The organism is Chryseobacterium scophthalmum, assembly GCF_900143185.1.
GTDB lineage: Bacteria > Bacteroidota > Bacteroidia > Flavobacteriales > Weeksellaceae > Chryseobacterium > Chryseobacterium scophthalmum.
In genome coordinates this window covers 2,056,854-2,072,251 of sequence record NZ_FSRQ01000001.1, presented here as the reverse complement: position 1 = coordinate 2,072,251, position 15,398 = coordinate 2,056,854, and the positions used below count along the sequence as shown (strand labels likewise).

17 protein-coding genes are annotated in these 15,398 nt (G+C 33.9%); 14 read left to right on the top strand and 3 right to left on the bottom strand.

The window, feature by feature from the left end:
* The first annotated feature begins 39 nt into the window (after window positions 1–39).
* The 8 genes from BUR17_RS09365 to BUR17_RS09330 all read left to right on the top strand — a co-directional run bounded on the left by BUR17_RS09365 (window position 40) and on the right by BUR17_RS09330 (window position 8,854).
* Window positions 40–459, top strand: a complete 420-nt coding sequence (locus tag BUR17_RS09365) for a DUF2147 domain-containing protein (protein WP_066675806.1) — start codon at window positions 40–42, stop codon at window positions 457–459.
* Window positions 460–569: 110 nt separating this feature from the next.
* Complete coding sequence (locus BUR17_RS09360; protein ID WP_074230022.1) at window positions 570–1,550, top strand: pyruvate dehydrogenase complex E1 component subunit beta; 981 nt, start codon at window positions 570–572, stop codon at window positions 1,548–1,550.
* A 124-nt stretch (window positions 1,551–1,674) separates the two neighbouring features.
* Window positions 1,675–3,666 carry a KUP/HAK/KT family potassium transporter gene (locus BUR17_RS09355; RefSeq protein ID WP_074230021.1) on the top strand — a complete coding sequence of 664 codons (1,992 nt, stop codon included), beginning with the start codon at window positions 1,675–1,677 and terminating at the stop codon, window positions 3,664–3,666.
* A gap of 75 nt (window positions 3,667–3,741) precedes the next feature.
* Window positions 3,742–4,215 carry a Fur family transcriptional regulator gene (locus tag BUR17_RS09350; protein ID WP_047399628.1) on the top strand — a complete coding sequence of 158 codons (474 nt, stop codon included), beginning with the start codon at window positions 3,742–3,744 and terminating at the stop codon, window positions 4,213–4,215.
* A gap of 3 nt (window positions 4,216–4,218) precedes the next feature.
* A complete protein-coding gene (locus BUR17_RS09345; RefSeq protein WP_074230020.1) occupies window positions 4,219–5,964 on the top strand; it encodes an OstA-like protein in 1,746 nt (581 codons plus the stop codon).
* A gap of 246 nt (window positions 5,965–6,210) precedes the next feature.
* The gene (locus BUR17_RS09340; RefSeq protein WP_074230275.1) at window positions 6,211–7,395 is read left to right on the top strand and encodes an aspartate aminotransferase family protein; all 1,185 of its coding nucleotides are present in this window, start codon (window positions 6,211–6,213) and stop codon (window positions 7,393–7,395) included.
* A 182-nt stretch (window positions 7,396–7,577) separates the two neighbouring features.
* Window positions 7,578–7,964 (top strand): START-like domain-containing protein, encoded by a 387-nt coding sequence (locus BUR17_RS09335; protein ID WP_066675814.1) that lies wholly within the window; start codon window positions 7,578–7,580, stop codon window positions 7,962–7,964.
* An 80-nt stretch (window positions 7,965–8,044) separates the two neighbouring features.
* Entirely contained in the window at window positions 8,045–8,854 is an 810-nt protein-coding gene (locus BUR17_RS09330; protein ID WP_084550481.1) for an aminotransferase class IV, read from the top strand.
* A 78-nt stretch (window positions 8,855–8,932) separates the two neighbouring features.
* Here the strand turns inward: BUR17_RS09330 and BUR17_RS09325 are convergent, their stop codons facing one another.
* Together BUR17_RS09325 and BUR17_RS09320 are read right to left on the bottom strand one after the other, a co-directional pair.
* Window positions 8,933–9,514, bottom strand: a complete 582-nt coding sequence (locus BUR17_RS09325) for an N-acetylmuramoyl-L-alanine amidase family protein (protein WP_074230018.1) — start codon at window positions 9,512–9,514, stop codon at window positions 8,933–8,935.
* A 107-nt stretch (window positions 9,515–9,621) separates the two neighbouring features.
* Entirely contained in the window at window positions 9,622–10,170 is a 549-nt protein-coding gene (locus BUR17_RS09320; RefSeq protein ID WP_074230017.1) for a YqgE/AlgH family protein, read from the bottom strand.
* A 24-nt stretch (window positions 10,171–10,194) separates the two neighbouring features.
* Between BUR17_RS09320 and pdxH the strand changes: the two genes are divergently transcribed.
* Window positions 10,195–10,836 carry a pyridoxamine 5'-phosphate oxidase gene (pdxH, locus tag BUR17_RS09315; protein ID WP_074230016.1) on the top strand — a complete coding sequence of 214 codons (642 nt, stop codon included), beginning with the start codon at window positions 10,195–10,197 and terminating at the stop codon, window positions 10,834–10,836.
* 78 nt (window positions 10,837–10,914) lie between these two features.
* On the opposite strand, the gene BUR17_RS09310 is transcribed toward pdxH, so the two are convergent.
* On the bottom strand, window positions 10,915–11,223 hold the full coding sequence (locus BUR17_RS09310) for an HU family DNA-binding protein (RefSeq protein WP_074230015.1): 309 nt from the start codon (window positions 11,221–11,223) through the stop codon (window positions 10,915–10,917).
* A 399-nt stretch (window positions 11,224–11,622) separates the two neighbouring features.
* Between BUR17_RS09310 and panD the strand changes: the two genes are divergently transcribed.
* From panD to BUR17_RS09285, 5 genes are all read left to right on the top strand, one after another.
* A complete protein-coding gene (gene panD, locus BUR17_RS09305) occupies window positions 11,623–11,973 on the top strand; it encodes an aspartate 1-decarboxylase (RefSeq protein ID WP_066679682.1) in 351 nt (116 codons plus the stop codon).
* A 3-nt stretch (window positions 11,974–11,976) separates the two neighbouring features.
* Entirely contained in the window at window positions 11,977–13,044 is a 1,068-nt protein-coding gene (locus BUR17_RS09300; RefSeq protein WP_074230014.1) for a lysylphosphatidylglycerol synthase transmembrane domain-containing protein, read from the top strand.
* A gap of 169 nt (window positions 13,045–13,213) precedes the next feature.
* Complete coding sequence (locus BUR17_RS09295) at window positions 13,214–13,789, top strand: TerD family protein (protein WP_074230013.1); 576 nt, start codon at window positions 13,214–13,216, stop codon at window positions 13,787–13,789.
* Window positions 13,790–13,828: 39 nt separating this feature from the next.
* Window positions 13,829–14,494, top strand: a complete 666-nt coding sequence (locus BUR17_RS09290; protein ID WP_074230012.1) for a TerD family protein — start codon at window positions 13,829–13,831, stop codon at window positions 14,492–14,494.
* 116 nt (window positions 14,495–14,610) lie between these two features.
* Window positions 14,611–15,249 (top strand): vWA domain-containing protein, encoded by a 639-nt coding sequence (locus BUR17_RS09285; protein WP_074230011.1) that lies wholly within the window; start codon window positions 14,611–14,613, stop codon window positions 15,247–15,249.
* Window positions 15,250–15,398 lie beyond the last annotated feature (149 nt).

The following is a 15,398-nucleotide window of genomic DNA, read 5'->3' as shown; positions in this document are numbered from 1 at the left end:
AGAATTTAAGAATCTATAATTTAAATTAAACTCTATAATATGAAAAAATTATTAGCAACATTTGTACTTTCATTATTCAGTGTGATGTCTTTTGCACAAATCGAAGGAAAATGGAAAACCATAGATGATGAAACAAAACAGGCAAAATCTATCGTGGAAATCTACAAAAAATCTGACGGTAAATATTACGGAAAAGTATCTCAGTTATTGATTAAACCAGCAGATCCTAACTGTACAAGCTGTAAAGATGACAGAAAAGGGAAACCAATTTTAGGATTGGAAATCATCAGAGGTTTGGCAAAAGATGGCGATGAGTTTACAGGAGGTACCATTACAGATCCTAAAACCGGTAAAACTTACAAATGTACCATTACAAAAAGCGGAGATAAGCTGAATGTAAGAGGATATATGGGCGTTTCTATTTTAGGAAGAACACAGGTTTGGCAGAAAGTAAACTAATCAGTTTAAAATAATATTAAATATTAAGGCAACTCAGCAATGAGTTGTCTTTTTTGTTATGTAAATAATAAAAAAACACTATTTTTGTACTCTAAATTTTTCAAATAAATATGGCAGAACATACTTTTCGTGAAGTGATTGCGCAGGCAATGAGTGAGGAAATGCGTAAAGACGAATCCATTTTTCTAATGGGAGAAGAGGTTGCAGAATATAATGGTGCATACAAAGCTTCTAAAGGAATGTTGGATGAGTTTGGTGCTAAGCGCGTAATCGATACACCTATCGCAGAACTTGGTTTTACAGGAATTGCTGTAGGCGCTGCAATGAATGGTAACAGACCAATTGTAGAATATATGACATTCAACTTTGCTCTTGTTGGGATCGATCAGATTATCAACAACGCAGCAAAAATCCGTCAGATGAGTGGTGGTCAGTGGAACTGCCCCATTGTTTTCCGTGGTCCTACAGCTTCTGCAGGTCAGTTGGGAGCAACACACTCTCAGGCTTTTGAAAACTGGTTCGCAAACGTTCCGGGTCTTAAAGTAGTAGTTCCTTCAAACCCTTATGATGCGAAAGGATTATTAAAAACTGCAATTCAGGATAATGATCCGGTAATTTTCATGGAATCTGAACAGATGTACGGAGACAAAATGGAAATTCCTGAAGAAGAATATTACTTACCAATAGGAAAAGCTGATATCAAAAGAGAAGGTACTGATGTTACTTTAGTTTCTTTCGGAAAAATCATGAAATTGGCTCTTCAGGCGGCTGAAGATATGGCTAAGGAAGGTATTTCTGTAGAAGTTATCGATTTAAGAACAGTTCGTCCTTTAGATTTCGATACGGTATTAACTTCAGTAAAGAAAACAAACAGATTGGTAATTTTAGAAGAAGCTTGGCCATTCGGTTCTGTATCTTCAGAGATTACTTATATGGTACAGCAAAAGGCATTTGATTATTTGGATGCGCCAATCAAGAGAATTACTACTCCTGATGCACCTGCTCCTTATTCATCTGCTTTATTTGCAGAATGGTTCCCTAAACTTGAAAAAGTGAAAGAGGAAATCAAAAAAGCGATGTACGTGAAATAATTATTGTGCGATTATAGAAAAAAACTTCCGAAAGGAAGTTTTTTCATTTATACAATGCATCACTTATGTGACGGTGGCTGATAAATTTAATATAAATTTGCGCTTTTAAAAATAATAAGCTGACATGGCAGAAGTTACAGAAGGAGGTCATCATATAGACCTTAAAAAGCTTTCATTTGTGGGAGTTATCGTTTCTCTAGGGATTGTTTTCGGAGACATTGGTACATCACCACTTTACGTAATGAAGGCAATTGTCAATGCAAGGAAAGATGGCTCAACGATGCCTTTTGACACTTATATTGAAGGCGCGCTTTCTTGTATTATCTGGACTTTAACACTTCAGACAACTCTTAAATATGTGATTATCGCTCTTAAAGCAGATAACCGCGGTGAAGGTGGAATTTTAGCTTTATATTCTTTAGTTAAAAAACTAAAAAAGAAATGGCTCTACGTCGTCGCCATCATCGGAGCATCAACTCTGGTTGCGGATAGTGTAATTACCCCTTCTCTTACGGTAATGTCTGCAATTGAAGGACTTAAAATCTACAATCCAGAAACACCGGTTGTTTTTATTACCCTATTTATTCTCTTTATCGTTTTCGTTGTACAGCAATTCGGAACGGCTTCTATCGGAAAATTCTTCGGACCTATCATGGTGACGTGGTTTTTGGTTTTAGGAGGTTTCGGATCAATGCATATTTTTGATCATATCGAAATTTTAAAAGCATTCAACCCGATGTATGCATATAACCTGATTACCCATTCGCCAAGTGCAATTGTAATCATGGGAGCGGTGTTTTTATGTACAACCGGAGCTGAAGCTTTATATTCAGATTTAGGACATTGCGGAGCAAAAAATATCCGTGTAAGCTGGATTTTTGTAAAATTGATGTTGATTCTGAATTATTTAGGACAAGGAGCTTGGTTATTAGATAACTATGAAAAAGTTTTCTCAGGAGTCAATCCTTTCTTCGGAATTATGCCGGAATGGGCAGTTTTACCGGGAGTAATTTTAGCAACTTTAGCGGCAATTATTGCGAGTCAGGCTGTAATTACAGGTTCGTTTACGATGTTTTCTGAGGCGATGTCAATTTCATTCTGGCCAAACCAACACATTGAATATCCTTCAGGAGTAAAAGGACAAATGTATATCCCAAGGATCAATTGGGGATTGATGTTTTTCTGTTTCATTGTTGTTGTTTTCTTCCAGAAATCAGAACACATGGAAGCAGCGTATGGTTTAACAATTACCATCACGATGCTGATGACAACAATTTTATTAACATATTGGTTAAGCCGAACAAGACTTAATAAAGTGTTTCTTTTTGGCTTCGTAGCGATTTATCTTTTCCTTGAATCTGGATTCTTCTATGCGAACGTGATTAAGTTTTTCGACGGCGGTTGGTTAACAATGGTTCTTGGAGGCTTCATTGCAGTTTGTATGTACGCTTGGTATAACGGGAGACTACTAAAAGCCAATTTCACAAGCTATGTGAAGATCGATAAATATGTTTCTATCATCAAAGACATGAAATTGGATGAAACAATACCAAAATATTGTACCAATCTTGCGTATCTGAGCCGTGCGAAACGAAATGATGAAATAGAATCGAAAATTATTTATTCCATCATTAAAAAACAGCCTAAAAGAGCAGATCATTATTTTATTCTGAGTATTGTCAACCAGGAAGATCCTTATACTTTTAAATACAGTGTTGATGAGATTTTACCGGGAACAATTTATAAAATCAATTTCCTTTTAGGATTTAAGGTAGACCGTAGAATCAATGATTATTTCAATATGGTTTTAAAGGATTTAATGGCAGACGGAACTATTCCTTCACGAAGCAGCCATCCTTCTTTGAGAGCACATAATGTTCCGCCAGATTTGAAGTATGTAATCATAGATAACACCTATATCAACGATATTCTTTTAACGGTAAAACAAAAAATAACGTTAAATATTTATAATTTTGTTAAATATATCGGCAGTGATGACTTCAAATCTTGGGGTGTTACTTCGCACAATGTTGTCGTAGAATCGGCGCCATTAACAGAAGAAACGATCTCAAGCAGTAAGATTCAACAGGCAGAATTTAGAAGATCTAATTTTTAATACTTGCATTACAGAGCTTAAATGCATGATATTGATTTAAATAAAAATCAATAAATTTGTAAGATAAATTTTTTAATGGATACTTTACAAAAAGAAAAAAATATAGCTTTAATAAAAGACGTTTTACGAAATTATTTACTTGAAAAAGGTTTTCGTAACACGCCTGAACGATACACGATCTTAGAAGAAATCTATAATATGGATCATCACTTTAATGTAGATGATCTGTATCTTCTGATGATGCAGAAAAAATATCATGTTTCTAAAGCTACGATTTACAATACCATCGAGATTTTCCTTGATGCAGGCTTAATTCGTAAGCACCAGTTTGGTGAAAAAACATTGACTTCATCTTCTTACGAGAAATCTTATTTTGATAAGCAGCACGATCATTTGGTGATTTACAAAAAAGATTCAGACAAAGAAATTGAAGAAATCATCGAGTTCTGTGATCCTAGAATTCAAGGGATTAAAGAAGCAATAGAAGGAGCTTTTGGCGTAAAAATTGATTCTCATTCGCTGTATTTTTATGGCACTAAGAATGATTAATCAATGAGACTGGTTCTTTTTCTATTCCTATTTATTTCCTCGTTTACTTTAGCTCAGGTTACACCGAAACCTGCGCAACGAGACCCTTATTTACAAAATCCTGTAAAAAATCAGCCACAGAAAAGTAAGCCCGGACAAAAGGTGAAGATTATTCATGCTGATGAAATTATTAAAGATCCTGCCAAATATGATGGTAATCAATATTTAAAGGGGAATGTTGTCATCGATCATCAAGGCTCTATTTTAAGCGCCGATGAAGTGGTGATGTATGAAGCCGAAAACTTTGTAAAAGCAATCGGAAATACAAGACTTCAAAACTCTGATGGCTCAATCATTACATCATCAGAAATGGAGTACGACGGAAATACTCAAAAAGGTGTTGCCCGAAAAAATGTAGTCTTAACCGATCCGAAAGGAACGATTATTAAAACTGAAACCATGTATTATGACAGGGTTTCAAATCAGGCTTATTTTAATACAGGTGGAACCATCAATGACGGTAAAAGCACAACCTACGCCAAAACAGCTACTTATTTTCTGACAACACGTACGATTGATCTTACAGGAAGAGTGAAAATTGTAGACAAAGATTATACTTTGGAAGGCGATAATGTAGTTCAGAATCAGAATACCAATATTGTTACCATTAACGGCTATACCGTAATTACCAATAATAAAAATCCGAAGAACAGGATTATTACCGATAAAGGAACTCATAATATGAATACCAAAGAGTCTTTTCTTACAAAAAACTCGAGGATTTATTATAATGACAAGATTCTTACCGGAGATGAGATGTATTATAATCAACTCACTGGTTTCGGAAAAGCTACAGGAAATGTTACGCTTGATGATCCTTTAGAGAAAAGATACATTAAAGGTGGCTATGGTGAGATTTACGAAAAGAAAGATTCGTCAATGATGACCAAGGAACCTTATGCGGTAAAGATTTTTGAAAAAGATTCGCTTTACTTTTCGTCCGAAAAAATTCTGTCTTATCAAAAACCGGATACTGCAGATATTACCAAAAAGAAAAGTTATTTGAGGGCTTTCAAAAAAGCAAGAATTTATAAATCAAATGCACAGGGAAGAGCAGATTCTATTGCTTTCAACGAAACAGACGGAATTATGCACATGTACACCAATCCTATTTTATGGAGCGGCGAAAAACAGGTGACCGGTGATAAAGTAGAAGCTTATTTTAATACTGAAACTGAAAATATTGACTCTTTAAAAGTGATCGGAAATGGTTTTGCGATTGCTAAAGTAGATTCATTAAATCTGTTAGATGAATTTCATCAGGTGAAAGGAAAATTAATGACGGTGTATTACGAAGGTCCGGATATCAAAGAAATTAAAGTAATCGGAAATGCTGAAGCAATAACGTATGCCGATGAATTTAATAAGAAAACAAAGGTTAACGATAGAATCGGGGTTAATGTATCAATATGCGGAATTATCAGTGCCTTGTTTGATCAGCGTCAGGTTCAGATTATTTCATGCAGTATCGGAGCGGCTGCAAAAACGTATCCGATGAGTCAGATTTCTCCGGAACAGAAAAAATTTGAAGATTTCAACTGGAATACCAAAGACCGAATACGGAAATGGCAGGATATTCTCGTCGACTCTCCAAATTATGAAGAGATAAAATACGAACCCAACGATGCTCTTTACAATAAAGTACAGGAAGCAGCGGAAAAAGAAAGAGCTAAAGAAGAAGCTAAAAAACCTAAAAGGGTAAGAAAATAATAAATGAAAGACCAGTTGTAAAGCTGGTCTTTTTTCTTTGTAAATATTTGTTTTTATTTACTTAATCTTAATTAGACGCACGACTTAATTAAATTACACGTCTTAATCGAAGTAGTTAGACGTCTAATTTGAGGAACTTAGACGCCTAAGTTGAAATTTATACGAATACGGGTAATAATCATGTATGAAATTTCTACATCTGATGAATGTTTTTTAGCTTTGCCTAAAATTTTTCATCCAATGGAAATGCAAAACAATTTTTTTAAATATCAGGCTCAAACGACGCAATTTGCAGCGGGTTTTGAAGTGGAAAAAGCAGAAGGAAGCTATATTTTTGGAAAAGACGGAAGAAAATATCTCGATTTCGTAGCCGGAGTTTCGGCCAATACTTTGGGGCATTCGCATCCGAAAGTAGTTAATGCGATTAAAGAGCAGGCTGACAAATATCTTCATGTGATGGTTTATGGCGAATATGCTCAGGAAAAGCCTGTTGAATTGTGTAGATTATTAGCTGAAGCAACTCCGGATCCTTTAGAAATTACTTATTTGGTCAACAGTGGTGCAGAAGCAATTGACGGAAGTTTAAAACTGGCAAAAAGATATACCGGTCGAGAAGAAATTGTTTCTTTCAAAAACTCATATCATGGTAATACGCACGGTGCATTAAGTGTTTCAGGACATGAAGGTCACAAAAGAGAATTTCGTCCTTTGTTGCCAATGATTTCCTTCATTGAGTTTAATAATGAAAATGATTTCGATAAAATCACAGAAAAAACAGCTTGTGTAATTCTTGAAACCATTCAGGGAGCAGCTGGCTTTTTAGTTCCGAATAATGATTATTTAATTAAACTAAAAAAGAGATGTGAAGAAGTTGGAGCTTTATTGATTCTTGATGAAATCCAACCAGGTTTTGGAAGAACCGGAAAACTTTTTTCTTTTGAGCATTTCGGTATCGTTCCTGATATTTTGGTGATGGGAAAAGGAATGGGTGGTGGAGTTCCAGTCGGAGCTTTTATGAGTTCTAAAAAGATTATGGAAACACTTTCTCACTCTCCGAAATTAGGACACATTACAACTTTTGGTGGAAATCCTTTAATTGCTGCAGCTTCTCACGCTACTTTAAAAGAAGTTTTAGAAAGTGGTTTGATGAATGAAGTAGATGAAAAAGAAAAACTGTACAGAGAACTTTTGGTTCATCCTAAAATTAAAAATATCAACGGGAAAGGTTTGATGCTTGCGGTAAATCTTGGAACTCCAGAATTTACACTCAATGTTGCTAAAAAATGTATGGAAAAAGGTCTTATTGTTTTCTGGCAGTTATACCGAAATGAATACCTGAGAATTTCTCCACCGTTAACAATTTCTAAAGAAGAAATTACAGAAGGATGTAAGATTATTCTTGACGTTTTAAACGAGGAAAACCCTATATAAAGCTGTGCGCAGAAGATTGCTTTTTCATGAGTTTTTTTGATGCAGTTTTATTTCGGAATTGGCTGTTAAACTTCGTTTTGAAGCAATAAGAATATTTCTGACAAAAATCATAAAAATTTAAATATAATTTTGCGTAATGAAAAAATTAATTTATATATTGCGTGACGTTAAAAATAAGTTATATGGCGAAACATAAAGTCCATTACGAATTCCCAATGCACTGTCTTTCAGAGATTTTGTACGAATATTTGGCAACTGCTGAGGGATTGTCTGAATGGTTTGCGGATGAGGTAGTAGAGAAAGGTGATGATTTCTTTTTCAGTTGGGGTGGAGGTCCTGCTGAAAAGGCGACTTTAATCAGATATAAGCCTGAAGGTTTCGTACGTTACAGATGGGAAGAAGACGAAGGGACGAAAAATTTCTTCGAAATGACCATCACAATTGATGATATTACAGAAGATCTAGCTTTAAATATTACAGATTTTTGTGAAGAAGGTGATGAAGAGGAAAATGCAATGTACTGGGAAAATCTTATCGAAAACCTTAGAATAAAATTAGGTGCTGCTTAATTCTTAAGTAGGACTGTTTTAAATGAACAAAACTGATGAACGATTTATCGTTCATTATTTTTTTATAAAAGAATTAAATTTTGAAAAATACCTATTTTACATCTGAAGAACTTGAATTGAAAAACCGTGCGTTTCTTTCGGGAGATGCTGTGAAAGTTTCTTTTTTTATTAGAAATTCAAAATTAATCATGGATGAAGAATGCTATTTCTTTTTAATGGCTTCCATGAGAAAAATGAGAATGAATATTCCTCTTACTTATACGCTGGAGTTTTTTCAGAATCTTTTTAATACGAAAGTGATCGAAGGAGAAGGTGTTCAAAACGGAATTATCAATTTCTTGGTATTCAGAAATTCAGACGGAGTTATTTTATCTAAATCGACGGTTTCTTATTATTTTGAAGTAGATGAAATGGAGGATGTACTTTCTATTCATCAAAGACCTTTAGAATTAGATTTAATTAAAGAAATTAATGTAAATAATAACCTTTTGAGTAACATCAGAGTTCATTGCCCTGAAAACATTTATGGAGGAATTTACGCCCAGGAAAATGACTTGGATGATGTGATCTTATTAAATCCAAACAAACGTATTGCCCGTTCTACAACTGGAAATCTTCTTTTCTTGGAAGGAAATGTTATCAAGATACCAAAACAGTCAGAAGGAGCTTATATTTCGCCTTTATTGGAGAACTTTGTAACTTTCCTGCATAAAAATAATCTTGCAGATACGCAGGAGCATGAAATTATTGCTTTTGAATCTCAGAAAGCGGAAGAAATTCTATTAATTTCTGATGAAAAAGGAATCTTTTCTGTAAAGAAAATTAGAAATAAAACTTTTGAAAGTGCTCGTTTTACCGAATTGGTAGAAAGCTGGAGAAATAGTTTCTAAAATTGACAAACCCGGTAAACAACATTAAAGTCCTTTACCGGGTTTTATTCTGATTGAGATCAGAAACTGTATTCTTTATTATTTTTCGTTGATGAAGTCAGCAAATTTCTGAGCAATTTCTCTTTGCCCGTCGCTGCTGTTCATGTATTCTCTTTCTTTAGTATTGTTGATATAGCCTAATTCTACCAAAACTGCAGGTGATTTTGAATTCCTCAGGATATGCAGATTTTGTTCTTTAATGCTGCATTCTCCTAATTTTTTCGATAATTTTTCAGCTAAATTTTTAGATTCTTGAGTATTCTGAATAAAAATTTCGTGACCGCTTTTATTGGTGTTTGCTTCAGGAGTTCTGTTAATATGAAGCGAAATAACCATTTCGGGATTCAGTTTATTGATTTGCTCGGTACGTTCTGCAAGAGTTGCATAAGTATCATCACTTCTTGTTAAGATAACTTCGTATTTTCCGTCTTTATCGCTTGCCTTTTTAATTTGTTGAGCGATACTCAAAACCATATCTTTTTCTGACACACCATTGATGTTGGCTCCGAAATCATTTCCGCCATGTCCTGCATCTATTACAATAATCTTTTTGGTTTCGGTTGAGAAAGAAAGCATTGCGGCAGATGCGAATGATACAACCAGTAATTTTAATGCTTTCATAGTTCATTGTTTTAGGTTATCAAATAACGTGAAAAGTATCTTAAAAATTATGTAAAGAAAGCTTAAAAATTTGTTAAATTTTAAATCGCTTCAATGTGAAGTAATGACTAGTTTAACGAAATATCTTCCGGCGCATTTGCCCACAAAAGATATTCACCACCAAGATTCTGCATAATAGATTTCCACAAAGTATGATCATTGGGAAGAGTATAATCCAGATTATAAACATCTACAACGGTCCAGACTTTCTGCAAAACTTCATTTTCCAGCTGTGATGGAGACCATCCCGAATATCCTGAAAATATTTTTACATCCTGAATACTGATTTCATTCTGCAAAACAGCATTGATGATAAGTTCGATATCTTCTGTAAGATAATACTCATCATTAATTTCGGTAAAATTCTCAGTTACTTTTTTTCCTTTAATGATAAAAAAGACTTTATCATTTTCTACCGGACCGCCGTCGTAAACTTCAATTTCAAAATCAAAGAAGTTTTTGAAACGATTACTCATTTTGCTATTTTTCTTATTCAGTATCAAACCGAATGCTCCACTTTCGGAATGATCTATAATCAGCACGACCGATCTTGAAAAAATATCGCCGGAAATATCGGGTGTGGAAATTAATATTTTACCTTTGTATGAGTAATTCATACTCAAATTTAATAAAAATTATTTATGGAAAACCTCCACGATAAAAGAAAAATCTACGAAAAATCTCAACTTATTGAAACTGAGATTAAAGAGAATCCTATTGAGCAATTCAGAGATTGGTTCTTAGATGCTTCTGAAAATCCTTCCGTTTCTGAGGCTAATGCAATGGCTATTTCTACGTTGGAAGAAGATGGTTGTCCGCGCACGAGAATGGTTTTACTGAAAGAATATACTTACGAAGGTTTTATTTTTTATACCAACTACGACAGCAGAAAAGGAAAAGCTATCGAAAAAACACATAAAGCCTGTCTTCACTTCTTTTGGCCGGGTTTAGAAAGACAGATAATCATCAAAGCAAATCTTGAAAAAATTGCAACGAATTTAAGTGATGGTTATTTTCATTCGAGACCGAAAGGAAGTCAGCTCGGTGCAGCAGTTTCACCTCAAAGTCGGGAAATTCCCAACAGAATGTTTTTAGAAGAAAAATTAAAAGTATTAGAGCAGGAATATCAAAATAAAGAAGTTCCCAGACCAGAAAACTGGGGCGGTTATATCGCAAAACCTTACGAAATAGAATTTTGGCAGGGAAGACCCAATAGATTGCATGATAGAATTATCTATACATTAGAAAATCTTGATTGGAAGATTTCTCGATTGGCGCCTTAGTTTTTAAGAGAACAACCTAATTTAGCAATAAAAAAACCCCATCAGATGATGAGGTTTTCTTTTTTTATAATCAGAAGATTATTTTTTCTTTTTACCAGCAGGAACATTTGCTGTAGCAACAGCAGCAGATAAATCTGCACCAGCCTTAAATTTAGCAACTGTTTTTGCTTCGATGTTAATAGGTTTTTTAGTTGCAGGGTTAATACCTTGTCTTGCTGCTCTTTCAGATACTGAGAAAGTACCGAAACCTACTAAAGAAACTTTTCCTTCTTTTGTCTTTAGTGTAGTAGTTACATTAGAAATAAATGATTCTAATGCAGCTTTTGCAGCAACTTTAGTGATACCTGCGTCTTTTGCGATTGCGTCGATTAATTCAGACTTGTTCATAATTTTTAATATTAAAAGTTAGTTAGTTATAAAAGCAAATTTAAAACAATTTTCAAATTGTGCAAATTTTTTGTAAAAACTTATTGATTTTTTTTACAATTTCTTAAAATCAATCAAAATTTGACAATTTGGGTTTTTGCGAAAAATCTACGTTTCGAGGTACTAAAATCGTGCCAACTACTTATGTACATTGACTTTGCTATATTTATATTATTTATTTTTTAATTTATTAAATTCCTAATTTAATATCAAGTATTGATTTTTTTGCTGATATGATTGTTAAGTTTATAAAATAAGTGTTGATATTTTAGTTTGAATAAAAATAATTGCCTCAATTTATGATAGTTGTAATTTTCATTTTAAACCGATTTTATTAAATATTATTAATAAATTTGCACCATGTTAATAGAAGTATTCAAATCTAAAATTCACAGGGTAAGAGTTACGGCTTCAGACCTTAATTATATTGGAAGTATTACCATTGACGAAGATCTTATCGAAGCTGCAGGTTTGGTAGTGGGAGAAAGAGTTTATATCGTCAATGTCAACAACGGAGAACGTTTTGATACGTACGTAATCAAAGGAAAAAGAAAATCTGGCGAAGTATGTCTGAACGGTCCTGCTGCAAGAAAAGTACAACGTGATGACATCATCATCATTATTGCTTATGCACAGATGACACCAGAAGAAGCTCAGGAGTTTCAGCCGAAAATCGTTTTCCCGGACGAAAAAACCAATCTTCTTACCTAATATATGGAGAAAAAATCTAATAAAACTTTAAAATCTTTTTTAACCATAGTAATTTCGCTTGCTTTTGCAGGCTTTTTTTTGTGGTTAGCGTTGAGAGGATTAGACTTTAAAGTCATTCAGAAATCTTTAGCGAAAGCCAATTACCTTTGGGTCGCTTTTGCTGCTGTATTTGCACTTTTAGCTTATTGGTTCAGAGCAATTCGCTGGAATTTATTGTTGGAACCGATGGGACATAAAATCTCAAGCTCAAACGCGCTTTGGTCTCTGTCTTTTGGTTATTTGATGAATTTGACGATTCCGAGAAGTGGTGAAGTGGCAAGAGCAACAGCTTTATATGGAGTTGAAAAAGTTCCTGTAGATAAATCTTTTGGAACAATTATTCTGGAAAGAGTAGTGGATTTGATTTGTATGTTTGGATTCTTGCTTTTAACTGCGATTTTTAAATTTAAAGCAATTGTATCTTTCTACGATTTTGTAATGGAACAGAAAGATAAAAAAGAAGTTTTTGTACCTAATTTTTTCGAAAGAATGATGATGAAATTAGGTGTTGAAGATTTTGATTCTTTTTATTTCTATTTGAAAATAGCTATTTTAGTTTTGATTCTAACAGCACTTATTATTTTTTATAAATATAAAAAAGAGGCTCTAATCAATTTTGGAAAAGGAATTTTACAAGGTCTTACCTCGATTTTCAAACTGAAAGAAAAAGGAAAGTTCATTATATATACATTAGGAATTTGGGTTTCTTATTACTTTGCAGCGTATTTGGTATGTTTTGCATTACCCGAAACTTCAGATTTTACTTTTGCTGACGGATTTTTCATCATTGTTGTAGGAACTTTGGGAATGATAATTCCTGCAAGTGGCGGAATTGGAGCTTTTAATTTGGCAATGAAGTACGGTTTTATGGCATTATTCCTAGCGATGGGCAAAAGTGCTGAGTTTGGTGGCGAAATGGGTTTGACGTATTCATTTATCTCGCTTCCGTTACAAATTGTCGTTATGTTGGTGATGGGATTAATTTCTATTCCGATGTTGGCAAAAGCACGTAATAATATAATAGAAGAATAATCTTATTCATTTTAAAATATAGAAATCCTGTTTCATTTGAAGCAGGATTTTTTTGCTTAAATTTTTTTTCAAATATTAAAAAAACTTTAAAACTGTATGACTTTTTATCATTAATTTGGTTAATTCAAAAATCAAATCTATCTTAAGGGAAAAATTATATTTATAGATTATGGCAATTAATTTACAGAAAGGTCAAAAAATAGAATTAGGACTTACAAAAATGACAATCGGATTAGGATGGGATCCAAATGAAGGTACCGGTCATGCATTCGATTTAGATGCTTCAGCAATTATGATTGATTCAGACAGAAAACTTGTTGGTGACGAGTATTTTGTTTTTTATAATAACCTAAATTCTCCAGACGGAGCTTTACAACATACAGGCGATGATCCCGATGGAAAAAGCAGCGATGGAGACGATGATGAAGCAATTGTTATCGATCTTGAAAAAGTAGATCCAAGAGTGGAAGAAATTCTGTTTGTGGTAACAATTGAAGACTTTGAAAGAAGAAAACAAAACTTTGGAATGGTAAGAAATTCTTACATCAGAGTTGTAGATAATCACAGTCATCAGGAAATTGCAAAATACGAACTGGATGAAGATTTTTCTATTGAAACAGGTGTAGAATTCGGACGTCTTTACAAAAGAAACGGAAGCTGGAAATTTGAAGCTTCAGGTATTGGTTACAGAGCAGATCTTGGTTTCTTTTTAGAGAAATATTATAAAGGTCAAATCATCAAATAAAAAAATAAAATTTAAAACAACACAAAAAAGATATTAAAAATGGCAATTAATTTACAGAAAGGTCAAACTATTGATTTAAGAAAAAACGACCGTGGAGAAAGTGTTTATGATCTGTCTCAGGTAACCATCGGTTTAGGATGGGATGTTCGTAAACAGGGAGGTTTCTTCGGAAAAATGTTCAGCAAAGAAGCAGAGTATGATTTAGATGCTGTTGCATTTCTTCTTGATGGAAACGGAAAAGTTGCCAACTTAGGAAGAACCGTTCAGACCAATGACGGAAGACAAATGGGGCTTTATCAGGGAGACGTTATTTACTTCAACTCAATGCAGCATCCAAGCGGACATATTTGGTTAACCGGAGATAACAGAACCGGAGCCGGAGATGGTGATGATGAGCAAATCATTGTAAAATTAGAACAGCTTGATGAGCGTTATCAGAAAATTATTTTTGTGGTAACGATTTACATGGGTAGAAAAAATAATCAACATTTCGGGATGATCGATAATGCATTTATCCGTGCGGTTGATGCAAGAGGAAAAGAAATTACAAAATACAGTCTTTCTGGCGATGCAAGCATGAACGGAATGTGTTCTATGGTTTTTGCGGAAGCTTACAGACATAATGGTGACTGGAAATTCCGTGCTTTAGGAGAACCCAACCATACCGATAGTTTTGTAGATATTCTTAAAAATTATTCTTACTAATCAAATTTTTATAAAATAATAATTCCATCAAAATTAATCTCCTTAGATGATTTGGATTTTAATTTTGATGGATTTTAAAATTTTTAATTAAATCTTTCAAATAATACTGTCGCAAAATGAACAGAAGATTATTAGCGTATTTTCTGCTGGATACTTCCGGCTCGATGAATGGTGAACCCATTCAGGCGCTGAACAATGGTTTCAACGGATTAATAAGTGCGCTTCGTTCAGATCCGCAAGCGATGGATACATTGTATTTAAGTGTCACAACTTTCGATCGTGAAGTGAAAAATATTATTCCGATGGTTGATCTGGCAAGTTTTCATCCGATGGAAATTACCTGTCCGGATAGTGGTCCTACTCATACAGGAGCTGCTTTGGAGCTGGTTTCTGCACTGCTTCAGGTGGATTTAATAAAAGGTTCAACAGAAGTAAAAGGTGACTGGAAACCGCTTCTTTTTATTTTTACCGACGGAAAACCTTCAGATATTCAAAAATACAGACAAATGATCCCTGTAATTAAAAATATGGATTTTGGAGTGATTGTTGGATGTGCTGCAGGTCCAAAAGCTGATGAAAGTTTCCTGAAAGAATTGACCGATAATGTCGTAAAACTCGATACAACCGATGCTGCAACCTTATCTTCATTTTTCAAATGGGTAAGTTCATCCATCACGATGGGTGGGAAATCTCAGGGAACAGGAGAAAGTATCAGTCTTCCGCCACCACCATCAGAACTGAATATTATTATTTAAAAATTGTTTAAAAAAAGATTAAACCATTAAGATGATTTAAGAAATTAAGTTTAATTAAGAAAAATCAAATAGATTTTTTAAAAGCAAGTTGCTAAGAGCGAAGCTAAAACTTAATATTCTTAAATCCTTAATAAAAGCTTAATGGTTAA

Bases quoted from the DNA above. Each gene is read 5' to 3' on its own strand.
- BUR17_RS09365 (WP_066675806.1), top strand. From the start codon at position 40: ATGAAAAAATTATTAGCAACATTTGTACTTTCATTATTCAGTGTGATG.
- BUR17_RS09360 (WP_074230022.1), top strand. From the start codon at position 570: ATGGCAGAACATACTTTTCGTGAAGTGATTGCGCAGGCAATGAGTGAG.
- BUR17_RS09355 (WP_074230021.1), top strand. From the start codon at position 1,675: ATGGCAGAAGTTACAGAAGGAGGTCATCATATAGACCTTAAAAAGCTT.
- BUR17_RS09350 (WP_047399628.1), top strand. From the start codon at position 3,742: ATGGATACTTTACAAAAAGAAAAAAATATAGCTTTAATAAAAGACGTT.
- BUR17_RS09345 (WP_074230020.1), top strand. From the start codon at position 4,219: ATGAGACTGGTTCTTTTTCTATTCCTATTTATTTCCTCGTTTACTTTA.
- BUR17_RS09340 (WP_074230275.1), top strand. From the start codon at position 6,211: ATGCAAAACAATTTTTTTAAATATCAGGCTCAAACGACGCAATTTGCA.
- BUR17_RS09335 (WP_066675814.1), top strand. From the start codon at position 7,578: ATGGCGAAACATAAAGTCCATTACGAATTCCCAATGCACTGTCTTTCA.
- BUR17_RS09325 (WP_074230018.1), bottom strand. From the start codon at position 9,514: ATGAAAGCATTAAAATTACTGGTTGTATCATTCGCATCTGCCGCAATG.
- BUR17_RS09320 (WP_074230017.1), bottom strand. From the start codon at position 10,170: ATGAATTACTCATACAAAGGTAAAATATTAATTTCCACACCCGATATT.
- pdxH (WP_074230016.1), top strand. From the start codon at position 10,195: ATGGAAAACCTCCACGATAAAAGAAAAATCTACGAAAAATCTCAACTT.
- BUR17_RS09310 (WP_074230015.1), bottom strand. From the start codon at position 11,223: ATGAACAAGTCTGAATTAATCGACGCAATCGCAAAAGACGCAGGTATC.
- panD (WP_066679682.1), top strand. From the start codon at position 11,623: ATGTTAATAGAAGTATTCAAATCTAAAATTCACAGGGTAAGAGTTACG.
- BUR17_RS09300 (WP_074230014.1), top strand. From the start codon at position 11,977: ATGGAGAAAAAATCTAATAAAACTTTAAAATCTTTTTTAACCATAGTA.
- BUR17_RS09295 (WP_074230013.1), top strand. From the start codon at position 13,214: ATGGCAATTAATTTACAGAAAGGTCAAAAAATAGAATTAGGACTTACA.
- BUR17_RS09290 (WP_074230012.1), top strand. From the start codon at position 13,829: ATGGCAATTAATTTACAGAAAGGTCAAACTATTGATTTAAGAAAAAAC.
- BUR17_RS09285 (WP_074230011.1), top strand. From the start codon at position 14,611: ATGAACAGAAGATTATTAGCGTATTTTCTGCTGGATACTTCCGGCTCG.